Genomic DNA, 12,786 nt, shown 5'->3' with positions numbered 1-12,786 from the left:
CGCGCCACGAGACAGCGTGGCGCGATCCCTGGAACGTCAGAGGTCTTCCATGCCCATCGCGGGATCGCTCAGGCCGTCCTTGCCCGTTTCGACGCGGCCCGCGAAGCGGCGCGACCAGCCGGGCTGTTCGGCGCAGGTGGCGACGAAATCGTACCACCGCGCACTGTCGGCCAGGTCCCAGTGCACGTCCTGGCTGGCGCCCGCCGCGACCGTCAGGTTCCAGGGCCCGTCGTTGCGGTAGGCCTTGGCGCGCACGGTCAGGTGCAGCGCCTTGCCGCCAGTATTGAAGGCGGTGAGATACACGTTGCCATTGGCGACGTCGTAGCAGACGCGGACTTCGGGCACGCCGGCGCCGCTGGCGGCCTGCGCCGACAGGTCGCCCGTAAAGCTCCGGTGGTAGCCGTTGGGTCCCAGCACCCAAAGGTCGTAGCGGCCGTCGTCCACGGACTTGGCATCCCAGCTGTCGTCCAGCTGCTTGCCGGCCTCGACCACATAGCGGCGCGGCACGCGGTCCAGGTGCAGCCGGTCGTACACATGGAAGACGGCGGCGGCGGAACCCGTATTGGCGAAGACCAGGCTTACGGTGCCGCCGGCCGCGTCGGTGCGCGCGCTGGTGTGCAGCTCGTAAGGCAGGGCGCGCGACGGGCGGGCCCCCGTATCCTGGCGCGGCAGGTTCTGCGGCGTGGGCAGCGCGACCTGTCCCAGCGCATCCTGCGACATGCGCAGCGTATCCGCATCGTTGCGCGTGCGCCGGCCGGCCAGCGTGGGCGGCATGTCGTCGTTGGGAGTGGCGAAGTTGAAGGCCGATGTCAGGTCGCCGAAGACGGCGCGGCGATACGGGCTGATCTGCGTTTCGGCCACGCCGAAGCGGGCCTCCAGGAAGCGCAGCACCGACGTGTGGTCGAACTGCTGCGAGTTCACCCAGCCGCCGCGGCTCCAGGGCGAGATCACGTACATGGGCACGCGCGGGCCGGGACCGTAGCAGTCGCCATCCGGCGTGGGCATGGAGGTGTTGGGCACCGCGTTGTGCGTGTAGTACTCATAGGACATGTCGGCGGTGCTCAGCGTCGACTTGCCGGCGATGGTGCCGGTGGCCAGGTCGAGCGACGGCGCGCAGGGCGGCGGCAGGTGGTCGAAGAAGCCGTCGTTTTCGTCGAAGTTGATCAGCAGCACGGTCTTGGACCAGACGTCCGGGTTGGCGGTCAGCGCGTCCAGCACTTCCTGCGTGTACCAGCCGCCCTGTACGGGACTGGAGGGACCGGGATGCTCGGAATACGTTTCCGGCGCGACGATCCACGAGACCTGCGCCAGCTTGCCGTCCAGGATGTCCTGCTTGAAAGTCGCCAGGAAACCGCCGTCCGGCATGGTGTTGGCGATGCCTTTGTACAGTGGGTTGCCCACGTCGTCCGTATTGGGATCGTAGGGCGGGTTCACCGCCACGTCGTGGTACACCGGCTTGCCGGAGCGCAGGTTGGCGTCGCGATATTGCTTGAAGCCGATGAGCGAGTTGTCGGTGAAGTTGTCGGGCATGTTCTGGTAGACCATCCACGACACGCCGGCTTGCGTCAGCCGCTCCGGGTAGGTCATCCAGTCGAACCCGGTGGTGGCCAGGTCGGTGGTGGTGTCCAGTCCGTCCCAGACGTTGTTCACGACCACGCGGCCGGCGGGCGTGGTGGCGCCATTGGTGCCGGTCCAGAAGAACAGGCGGTTGGTATTGGTGCCGCCGTGCAGCGAGCAGAAATACCCGTCGCACAACGTGAAGGCATTGGCCAGGGCGAACTGGAAAGGCGCTTCCTGCTCGGTGAAGTAGCCCATGGATTGCTGCCGCTTGTAGCGCGCCCACTGGTACATGCGGCCCTTGTCCCAGGCATCGCGCGCGTCCGTCCAGCTGTGCGGCGTGCCGCTGACGCGCTGCGCGTTGCCCAGCGTCTGGTCCAGGTGATAGGGCAGGATGGGCTTGCCGTTGGCATCCAGCTGCTGCCACACGTTCAGGGCATTGGGCACCGGGATGGTGAAGCGATCGCCGAAGCCGCGCACGCCGGCCAGCGTGCCGAAGTAGTTGTCGAAGGAGCGGTTCTCCTGCATCAGGATGACGACGTGCTCGACGTCCTTGATGGTGCCCGTGCGATTGTTGGCCGGGATGGCCAGCGCGCGGCGGATGCTGGGCGGGAACATGCCGAGTGCGGTCACGGACGCGGCGGCGCCCAGGCTGTTGCGCAGGAACTTGCGTTTGGCGTTGTTGATCATTGTCGGTTCGCGTATCGGTTGTGGCGCGATGGCCTGCATGGCGGGCGCGGTGCCGCCAGGCTCACTGCCTGTATGACGGGGGATGGCGCGCTACGGCGCGCAGTGCAGCACCGGCGTGGGCGCTTGCGGCGGCGCCGGCTGCGTGGGCGGTTCGGGGTTCTGGGGCGTGTCGTCGTCATCGTGGTCGCCGCCGCAGGCGGTCAACGTGCAAGCGATGGCGACGGTGGCCAGCAACAGGGGCCAGCGCGACGCGGACCGGCGGATAGAGCGTGGGATAGGGGTCGGTTTCATGCGGCTAGGGGGGCGGGTTGCGGAAACGGCCGTCGGGGCGATGGCCGTGCTCGGCGCGGCGGCGCGTCGAAACGCACTCAAACGCACAACTCCAAAAAAGTGCAAGCGCATGATGGGCCAGGGAGGTGACATGGCCGTGACAGGGATTCAGGGAAGCGGGAGGCGCGGGCAGGCCTCGGCGTGCGCCGGCGGCGTCGCCGCGCCGCGGCGCGTCTAGGCCAGCAAGCCGCTGGCGCGCCGCACCTGGCGCGCGATGCCCTGCTCCAGGATGTGTTCGCCGCCGGGACTCAGCAGGGTAAGGAAAGCGCGCGCGCGCGTGATGCCGGTGTAGAGCAGTTCGCGCGTGACGATGGGGCCGATCCGCTCGGGCAGCACCACGGCGGCGTGGTCGAACTCCGAGCCCTGCGACTTGTGCACCGTCAGCGCGAACACGGTTTCCACCGCCTGCAGGCGGCTGGGCAGCACCCATTTGATGCGGCCGCTGCCGTCGGTCATGGGGAAGGCGACGCGCAGCACCGGCGCGCCGTCGCCGGAAGCGGGCAAGGCCAGCGTGATGCCGATATCGCCGTTCATCAGGCCGAGCGCATAATCGTTGCGCGTGACGAGCACCGGACGGCCGGCGTACCAGCCATCGGTGGCGTCGATCAGCGCCTGCTCGCGCAACAGCCGCGCGACGCGCCGGTTCAGTCCTTCGACGCCCCAGGGGCCCTGTCGCAAGGTGGTCAACAGCTGGAAGGCCCCATGCGCGCGCAGGACACGCCGCGCCCAATCGTCCAGGTCCGCCTGCGCGGCGCCCGGCGCCGGACGGCTGGCGCGCATCAGGCGCAGATACCGCGCATAGCCGTGCGGACCGTTATCCCAGGCGTCGTCGCTGCCTGGCGCGCCGGCGGCGGCTTGCGCCGGTGCCAGGCCGGCGGTCATGGCCAGCTCCAGTTCGGTTTGGGGCTGGCCGTCCAGGACCAGCGCGGCGAAGTCGCGCTCGCAGTCGCGTCCCGTCATGCGCGTCACGCCCGCGTGCGACTGCCGCCAGAATCGGGCGACGGCCTGGCGGTTGCCCGCATTGATGGCGGAAGCCAGGCGCCCGATGCCGCTGTCGGCGGCGAAGCGGTGGCTGTGGCGCAGCATGACGATGGCCTGGTCCAGCGCCGTGCCGGCGGGGTCGACCAGGTCGCCGGCTATGCGCTCGCCGCTGACCGCTTCCAGCCAGTCGCGCGTCGCGGGCGTGTAGCGGCCCGCATGCGCCTCGCGGCACAGGTCCGCCAGCACGGCGCCGGCTTCGACGGAAGCCAGCTGGTCCTTGTCGCCCAGCAGGATCAGGCGCGCGCGCGGCGGCAGGGCCTGCAGCAGCGCCGCCATGGTCTCCAGGTCTATCATCGAGGCCTCGTCGACCACCAGCACGTCCAGCGCGAGCGGATTGCCGGCATCGTGGCGGAACTTGCGCGAGCCGGGCCGGCTGCCCAGCAGGCGGTGCAGCGTCGACACGCCGGTAGGAATGGCCTGCCGCACCGCCTCGCCTGCCGGCAGCCGGGCCACCGGCAGGCGCGACACCGCGCCGGCGATGGACTCGCTCAGCCGCGCGGCCGCCTTGCCCGTGGGCGCGGCCAGCCGGATGCGCAAGGGCCGCGGCAGGCCCGTCGCCGTGGCGCCGCCGGCGACGATGCCTTCCAGGGCCAGGGCCTGCAGCACGGCCAAGACCTTTACCACGGTGGTGGTCTTGCCGGTACCCGGACCGCCGGTGATGACGGTAAAGGCGCTGCGCGCGGCCGCGGCGCAGGCAATCTTCTGCCAGTCGGTATCCGCGCCGATGCGCCCGGCGCTTTCCCCCGCGGGGAACAGGACATCGAGCAGGCCGCGCAGGCGGTCGGGCGGCAAGGCCGATTGCAGGGCGGGCTGGCGCGCCAGCCGGGCGGCGATGCCCGCGTTGATGTCCTGCTCGTACTGCCAGCAGCGCCGCAAATACAAGCGGTGTTCGACGAGGACCAGCGGGGTGCCGCCGGGGCCGTCGCCCACCAGCGCCGGCACGTCCAGCGCCGCCAGCCAGCGCGGCAGCGACACCTTGGCCAGCAGTGCCGCAGGCGTACGCAGCGGCGCGCCGGCATCCGCGGGATCCGCGCCTTCCGGCGGCAGCGCCAGCGTCATTTCCGGGTCTTCCAGGGTCGCGCCCAGATCCAGGCAGGCATGCCCGTGCGCCAGCTGGTGGCTGGCCAGCAGCGCGCCCAGGATGGCCAGCGGCGGCGCGTCGGGTACTTCTTCCCACAGGAAGCGGGCGAACACCGCATCCAGCGGGCGTATCCAGGCATGCGCGACCCACAGGTCCATCAAGGCCAGGAGTTCGGCGCGGCCGGCCTGCGTCGCGGCGGCGGCCGTGCGGCGCTTGTCGCCGGAAAGGAACATCAGGCAGCCTCCTCGCGCGCCGGCGCCGCGGCGAACAGCCGGTCCAGCGCCTGCACCATCGCGGCGGGCGGACGGTCGACGAACACGCCGCCTTGCGGCGCCCGCGTGCCGCGCAGGAAAACATAGGCCGCGCCGCCGACGTGGCGGTCATAGTCGTAGTCGGGCAGGCGCGACCGCAGCAGGCGATGCAGGGCGAACAGATACAGCGCGTATTGAAGTTCGTAGCGATGGCCCAGCATGGCCTGGCGCATCGCCGCCTGCGTGTAGGCGCTATCGTCATCGCCCAGCCGGTTGGACTTGTAGTCCAGGACGTAGTAGCGGCCCTGGTGCTCGAACACCAGATCGATGAAGCCCTTGAGCATGCCGTGGATGCGCCCGGGCTCCAGCGCGGGGCGGGGCGCCTGTTCAAGGGTGTGCGCGCGCACGATGCGGTCCAGCCGCGTCACGTCGACGTTGTCGGCACCCAGCCAGAATTCCATTTCCGCGATATACCCGCCCACGCCCGCCAGCGCCACCGGCGGCACCGCCTGGCCGGGCATGCCGGGCAAGGCCATGGGACGCGCGACGGTGTCCAGCAGCCAGGCCGTCAAGGGCTCGGTCCAATCGGACCAGTTGCGCACCTCGCATAGGCGCGCCACGGCCAGGCGCGCCGCCTCCGGCTGGCCGGCGACGGTTGCGAAGCCTTGCGCCGCGGCCCATTCCAGCAGCTCGTGGAAGAAGGTGCCCGCCTGGGCGCCCGCCGGAAAGGCGTGCAGGGCACCCCGGGCGTCGCGCGCCGCGGATGGCACCGTGCCGGGCGGGGATCGCACCGCCATGCCGCGCGTGTCGACGGATCCATCGCCGGCGGCGCTGGCTGGGTTGTCGGATTCGGCCGCTTCCAGGAAGACGTCCTCTCGCGCCGTTTCGGGCTCGGCCTCCATGGCGCCGTCCCGCGCGGTGCGCAGCGACGAATAACTGGCGACCCACCAGGGATCGCGCACCGTACGGCGCATCGTCCGCGCGCCGCCCGCGGGCCCCGGGGCGGCGCGGCCCACCGCATCGGCCCGGTAGCGGATTTCGCCGGGCGCCGGCGCTTCGCGCAGCGCGATGTCGGCATGGCCGTCGCGCCACGCTTCCAGGACATCGGCAAGCGGTTCATCCTGGCCGGCCTGCCCCTTGCCGATGAGATAGCCGAGGGCGCTGGCCTGCAAATCGGCAAGCGGCGCCACGCCTACCCAGGTGGCATAGCGGGCGCGCGTGAGCGCCACGTACAGCTTGCGCAAGTCCTCGCCCAGGCGCTCGCGGTCGGCGCGGGCATGGCCGTGCGCGTCGGGCACCAGCGACACCTTGAGCTCGCCATCTTCGTCGTGCCAGGAAAGCGGCACCGCGTCCGGCCGGACGGGGCGGAACGCGGCGGCGTAGGGCAGGAACACCAGCGGGTACTCCAGGCCCTTGGACTTGTGCACGGTGATGACGCGCACCAGGTCGGCATCGCTTTCCAGGCGTATGGTCAGGGCGTCGTTCTCTTCGCCCTGCGCAGCGGCGTGGCGCATTTCCGCCAGGTGGCGCAGCAGCGCGTGCTCGCCGTCGATCTGCGTACTGGCCTGCTGCAACAGCTCGGCGATGTGCAGGATGTCGGTCATTACGCGTTCGCCATCGCCGGCGGCCTGGCCGGGATCCTCGCCGGCGGACAACTGGCGGGCCGGCACGCCGAAGTCGTCCAGCAGGCGCCGCAGCATGGGCAGCACGCCTTTTTCGCGCCAGCAGCGCGCGTAGCCGCGGAATTGCTGGACCCGCGCCTCCCATTCCAGTTCGTCCTGGCCGACACGGTCCAGCTCCTGCCATGGCACGCCCAGCGTCGGCGTGGCCAGGGCCGCGCGCAGGGCCCGGCCATCGTCGGGCTCCGCGCAGGCGCGCAGCCAGAATTCGATCTCGCCAGCCTGCGGGCTGGCAAAGACGGACTGCCGCTCGGACAGGTACACGCTGCGCACGCCGCGCCGCGACAGCGCGCGCCGCACGGCCCGCGCCTGGCGGCCCGTATCGACCAGCACGGCGATATCGGCGGGACGCAGGGGCGCCAGGATGGCCGTCGATAGCGGCGTTGCCGCGGGCCCGGGCGCTTGCCTGAGGGCCGCCGGCCCTTCGGGCGAGGCCGACGCCGGCACCGCGTCGCGCGGCGCGAATCCCGCGCTTCCTTGCTGGCTCAAGGTCAACAGACGCGCGATTTCACCCGCGCAGGCATCGGCCATGGTCTCGACATAGGCGCCCGCGCCCATGGGCTTGCCGTCTTCCGCCCGCGGCAGCCACCACATCGTCAGGGCCGGCGTGGCGGTGCCGGCGACCACCAGGCGATCGGGACGGTCGTTGGCCTGCACCGGAATGAAGGGGACCGGATTGGCGTCGCGGCGGCGGAACAGGAAGGCCCCTTCGCCCTCCGGCCGGCGCTCGGCCGCCAGGAAGCAATGATTGACGGCGCGCACCATCGGCACGCTGGAACGGAAGTTCCTGCCCAGGACGTACAGGCGGCCGGCCACCGCCGCGCGCGCGCGCAGATAGGTGAAGATGTCCGCGCCGCGGAAACCGTAGATCGCCTGCTTGGGATCGCCGATCAGGATCAGCGCGCTGCCCTTGTCGTTGTCCGCGACACGATAGACGGCGTCGAAGATGCGGTACTGGACGGGATCGGTATCCTGGAATTCGTCGATCAGGGCGACGGGAAATTGCCGGCGCAGCGTCTCGGCCAGCGCGGCGCCGCTGGGACCGGCCAGCGCGGCGTCCAGCTGGTCCAGCAAGGCATCGAAACTCATCTGCGCGCGCTGCGCCTGTTCACCCGCGAAGCGGCGGCTGACCCAGTCCGCCGCATGGCGCAGCACATCGTGGCGGGCCTCCGGCAACGCGCGCGTCTGCTCGCGCAGTTCGGCCAGCGCGGCGAAGGCGGGGTGATCGGGCGGGTCGCCCTTCCATGCCTCGTCCAGGCCGGGGCCCAGCCGCAGCCAGGCCGTTTCGGTCAACTGCGGGATACGGGCGTCGGGGTCCTCGCACCACGCGCGCAGGTTCTCCAGCCAGGACTCGTAATAGCGCGCCTGGATCTGCCGGCCGTTGACGCGCTTGGCCGACACGCCTTCGTCGAACAGGCGCCGCAGTTCCGGCAGCCAGGATAGCCAGGGCGCCTTGAGACGACCCAGTTGCGCCTGCCGCCGCTGCCGCGCGGTGCGCAACAGATCGCAAGGCGCGCGGCCGGCCCCGTCCGCCTCCGCGCCGGCCGCCGCGCCGGCATCGTCCAGCCCGTGGGCCAGGCCGGCCTGGCCGGGGGCCTTCAGCTCCGGAGCGAAGCGCAGCACCGGCAGCAACTGCGCCTGCAATTCTTCCGGACCGGGCCACCAGGCGCGCACTTCCGCCGCCGAGATCGCGTCCAGCGGGGCGATATGGGCGCGCCAGTAATCGCGCACCACCTCGGCCATCAAGGGCGCGGTGTTCTGCTCCAGGGTCTGCTGGAACAGGCTGTTGCTGTCGAAGGCATGCTCGCGCAGCATGCGGTTGCACCAGCCATGGATGGTGGAGACCGCGGCCTCGTCCATCCATTCCACCGCCAGTTGCAGCTTGCGCGCGCAGGCCGCCCAGCTCGCGGGGGGATAGTCGGCGCGCAGGTCGTGCAGGGGATCCTCGCCGGGCGGGCGTTCGACGACGCTGTCCGGATCCGCCAGGAAGCAGGCCGCGGCCTGCGCCAGCCGGGCGCGGATGCGGTCGCGCAGTTCCTGCGTCGCGGCCTCGGTAAAGGTCACGACCAGGATCTGCGGCGGCATCAGCGGGCGATCGTATCCCTGTTCGCCGCCGTGGCCCAGCACCAGCCGCACGTACAGCGTGGCGATGGTAAAGGTCTTGCCGGTGCCGGCGCTCGCTTCGATCAGCCGGCTGCCATGCAGCGGAAAACGCAGCACATCCAGGGGCGTGGCCTGGGGGTCGCGCGGTGCCGCGCCGGTATCGGCGGCAACCGCGACAGGGCGGTGGCGGGTCTCAGGCATGTTCGCCCTCCCGCGACGGGGACGCGGCCTTGCCCTTGGCACGGTCCGCGTAAAGCATGGCCCGCATGGTGCGCAGCCAGGCCTGCGCCAGGGTGAAGAATTCGCCGCCGCGCGCCAGCGCCGCGAAATCGGGATACACCGCCTGCAGATAAGGACTGCCGTCGACCTCGCCGCGCTGTTCGGCCGCGCCCTCGTAGACCTTGCGCGCGGCCTGCGCGGCGGGGGCGGCCAGCAGCGCGCCCAGGCCGCCCTCGTCGGCGCCATCCCAGGGCGCGGGGTCTTCTTCCGCTTCTTCGCCGTCCATGCGGGCATCGTTGGCCGCGCCGCCTTCCGCGGGCCCGGCCGCGATGGCGGCCTCGATCTCGGGCGGCGCGGGATGCCGCGTCAGCCACTCGAACGCCGCGCCCACGGCCAGCGGCAGCGGCCGCGACATGCCGGCTTGCCAGCCGCGCAGCCAGGCCCGCATGCAGCGCATGGCCTCGCGCCGCGACAGGGGCGGGAACACCACGTCGCCGGCCTTGCTGACGATCACCGTGGTAACCGGTTCGCCCGCCAGTTGCGCCGCCACGTGGGCGACCCAGTGCGGCACGACGCGGGCGGCGCGGTACTTGCCCTTGGGAATCAGGCTGCTGCTGTCCACCAGCAGGCGGCAGCGCCGGCCTTCGTCATCGCGGCGGAAAGCGCCCAGGCTGTCCTCCAGGCCGGGCGCGCCGGCGATGCCGCCGACGGCGATGGGAAATTCCTCCTGCATGGCATGCGGCCAGCGCTCCAGCGCCTTGCCGTAGCGCTCCGCCATATCGTCCAGCGGGGCGATCAGATCGCCGGCGGTCAGCGCGCCGAACGCGCCATCGGGCAGCAGGCCGGCGCGGCCGATGCGCGCGGCCTCGGCCTCGCGGCTGGCCAGGTAGTCCTGGCCCGCTTCCAGGGCGCGCGACTGCGCGCGTATCAGGGCGTCCTGCAGTTGCCACTGCTCCAGGGAATCCGGCACGAAGGGCTCGACGTCTTCGGTCGCGGCATCCTCCAGCACGAAGCTGACCTGCAGCCGCTGCTTGAAGAACGCGTCCACCGGCGCGCGCACGAAATCCGCCAGCTCGCGCAGCGTCAGCGGGTCTTCGCGCACGACCGGCGGCAGGGCCTGCATGGCGCCGCCGCCCCGCGCGCCGCCCCGCCATTCGCGCGCATAGGTGAACAGCTCCGGCGACTCGCCGGAGAAGTAGGCGGGGCTGAACGGCTGCAGGCGGTGCTCGGTGGTCAGGGCGGCAAGCAGCGCTTCGTCGGGCTGCGGCATCGCCGCGGTCGTGGCGTCGTGGGCCCTGGCGTCGTGGGCCCTGGCGTCGCCGGCCGCGGTCTGGCTGTCCGCCGCGGCGTCGGCGTCGGCGGCGTCGGCGGCGTCGGGGCCTTGCAGCCGCCAGCCCGCCGCCAGATGGTCGCGCAGCTGGCCCACCAGCACCGACGGCGGCCGCGGCGTGTTGTCGCGCACGCTGCGGCCGATCCAGGAAATTAGCAGGCGGTCGCGCGCCGACAGCAGGGCCTCCAGGAACAGATAGCGGTCGTCCTCGCGCCGCGAGCGGTCGCCGGGGCGGTAGTCGTAGGCCATCAGGTCGAAATCCATGGGCATGCGGATGCGCGGATACTCGCCGTCGTTCATGCCCAGCAGGCAGACGATGCGGAACGGAATCGCGCGCATCGGCATCAGCGTGGCAAAGGTGACCGCCCCGCCGAAAAAACGCTGCGACAGGCCGCCTTCGTCCAGGCGCGACAGCCAGTGCTCCGCCACCACGGACAGCGGCAGGGCTTCCGTCACGCGGCCCTCTTCGCAGACCTCCAGCCATTCGCGCAAGGCGGCGTTCAACTGCTGCACGGTATACGCGTCCGCGCTTTCGCCGGGCTGGAAGAAACGTTCCAGCAGGGCCGCCAGGCGCTCGCCCCACACCCGGGGCGGCGCCGGCTCGGCCAATGCCAGCCAGGTCTGTTCCAGATCGTCGATCACCGCGACCAGGGGACCCAGCAGCGCGGCATCCAGCCCGCCGATATCGTCATACGGCTCGATGCCCTGCCAGTTCGCGGCGCGCGCGCCCACCGCATAGCCCAGCAGCATGCGGCGCAATCCGAACAGCCAGCTGTTCTGCGCGGCCGGCGTACCGCTGGAGGGCAGGCCCAGCGCCTGCCGCTGCGCATCGTGCAGTCCCCAGCGGATGTTGGCGCCGCGTATCCAGGCGTGCAGCAAGGGCAGCTGGTCCTCGGCGACGCCATAGCGTTCGCGTACCGCCGGCACTTCCAGCAGGTCCATGAACTCGCTGACCGCGAAGCGCGCGCGCGGCAGCTGCAGCAGCTGTTCCACCGCGTGCAGCAGCGGATCGGCGTGCCGCTTGACGCGGTCGGCGATGGTGTAGGGAATGGCGCGCGGATCGTCGCGTTCGTGCAGGCCGAACACCGCCTGGATGTGCGGCGCATAGGCTTCGATGTCCGGGACCATCACGATGACGTCACGCGGCCGCAGCGTGGCGTCCTGGTCGAAGGCGGCCAGCAGCTGGTCGTGCAGGATCTCCACTTCGCGCTGGCGGCTGTGCGCCACGTGGAAGCGGATGGACGCATCGCGCGCGGGATCCACGGCGGGCCAGCGCGCGCGCGTTTCCCGCAAGGGGCGCAGGTCGCGGATATCGTCCTGCAGTTGCCGCAGCAGGGTATCGTCGCCGGCCGCCTCGAACAGGTCCAGGCGGCGTGCCTCGCCGCCCAGCGCGGCCGCCAGCCGCGCGCGGGCGCCGGGGTCGTCGTGCTCGTCGAGCAGGCCGATGAAATCGCGGCCCTGCTTGCCCCAGGCCGCCAGCAGGGGATGCGCGTGCAGGTGCAGTTCGTCGTCGCCGATGTGCGCGGGGCTGCCCTGGCGCCGCTGTTGCCGGGCGTGGGCGGCGCGCAGCAAATCCTTGCCTTCGATGATGTCGGCCCAATAGTGTTCGCAGGGGTTGTTCACGCACATCAGCACCTGCGTCCAGCGCGACAGCACGGCCAGGACTTCCAGCGATTGGCGCGGCAGCGTCGAGATCCCGAACACGATGAGCCGGCGCGGCAGGCCCGGCAGCACCGCGTCATCCGGCAGGTCCGCGGCGCGGCGCAGGAAGGCGGCGTGCACGGCGGCGCGGCCATCGGAGGACGGCGCCGCGCCGATGGGCGCGGCCATTTCCTTGACGTCGTCCAGGACCGCGCGCCACAGCGCCGCCTGCCAGCGCTGCGAGGGCGGCAGCGGCAGCTCCGCGCCGCCGTCGCGCGGCAGGGTATCGCGGCCCGCGGCCCAGGCCGCCAGCCAGTCGGCGCGGTACACCTGGTATTGGTCGAAGACGTCGGCCAGCCGCTCGGCCAGCTGATAGCGCTTGCGGCAGTCGGCGTCGTCGCGCAGGAAGCGGCGCAAGGGCGCGTAGACGGGCTGTTCCATGACTTCCGGCAGCAGGCGCAGCAGGCGCCACATCAGGCGCGGCTTATCGAAGGGCGAGACCTCCGGCACCGCCGCCGCGCCCAGCACCGCGCGATAGGCGCGCCACAGGAAGCGCGACGGCAGCAGGAATTCGAAGGCCGCGGCGATGCCGGCCCCGCCGCCCGCGGCGCCGGGCCGCGGGTCGGCCGCCAGCGCCAGCTTCAGCCATTGCGCGATGCCGCTGCTCTGTACCAGCACCACTTCGCGCTCCAGCGGCCCCAGCGGATGGCCGCGCATCCACCCCACCAGCACGTCGCGCAGCGACTCGGACAGGTTGCTGTGGATGACGATCAGGCCGGGCGGCAGGGATGGCGGGGACGAACGGGGCACTGGACGGCTTTCGTGTGGGAATCCAATGCGGAACGATAACCCGGATCGGCGCCG

Annotated in this window: 5 protein-coding genes; all 5 read right to left on the bottom strand. The window is 71.5% G+C overall.

Annotated elements, in window-relative coordinates; translation table 11 throughout:
- Positions 1 to 36 precede the first annotated feature (36 nt).
- Positions 37 to 2,247, bottom strand: coding sequence for a phosphocholine-specific phospholipase C (locus BAU06_RS01475; protein ID WP_066343465.1), 2,211 nt, complete (start codon positions 2,245 to 2,247; stop codon positions 37 to 39).
- Between the two features lie 90 nt (positions 2,248 to 2,337).
- Positions 2,338 to 2,538 carry a hypothetical protein gene (locus BAU06_RS01470; protein ID WP_066343460.1) on the bottom strand — a complete coding sequence of 67 codons (201 nt, stop codon included), beginning with the start codon at positions 2,536 to 2,538 and terminating at the stop codon, positions 2,338 to 2,340.
- A gap of 213 nt (positions 2,539 to 2,751) precedes the next feature.
- On the bottom strand, positions 2,752 to 4,932 hold the full coding sequence (recD, locus tag BAU06_RS01465; RefSeq protein ID WP_066343458.1) for an exodeoxyribonuclease V subunit alpha: 2,181 nt from the start codon (positions 4,930 to 4,932) through the stop codon (positions 2,752 to 2,754).
- A complete protein-coding gene (gene recB / locus BAU06_RS01460; protein ID WP_082993470.1) occupies positions 4,932 to 8,933 on the bottom strand; it encodes an exodeoxyribonuclease V subunit beta in 4,002 nt (1,333 codons plus the stop codon). The genes recD and recB overlap by 1 nt, the downstream gene beginning before the upstream one ends.
- Positions 8,926 to 12,732 carry an exodeoxyribonuclease V subunit gamma gene (gene recC, locus BAU06_RS01455; RefSeq protein ID WP_066343453.1) on the bottom strand — a complete coding sequence of 1,269 codons (3,807 nt, stop codon included), beginning with the start codon at positions 12,730 to 12,732 and terminating at the stop codon, positions 8,926 to 8,928. The genes recB and recC overlap by 8 nt, the downstream gene beginning before the upstream one ends.
- Positions 12,733 to 12,786: the final 54 nt, after the last annotated feature.

Source organism: Bordetella bronchialis, assembly GCF_001676705.1.
In the GTDB taxonomy this organism is placed as follows: domain Bacteria; phylum Pseudomonadota; class Gammaproteobacteria; order Burkholderiales; family Burkholderiaceae_B; genus Bordetella_C; species Bordetella_C bronchialis.
The sequence above is the reverse complement of the archived record's forward strand: the minus strand, read 5'-3'. Positions and strand labels throughout refer to the sequence as shown.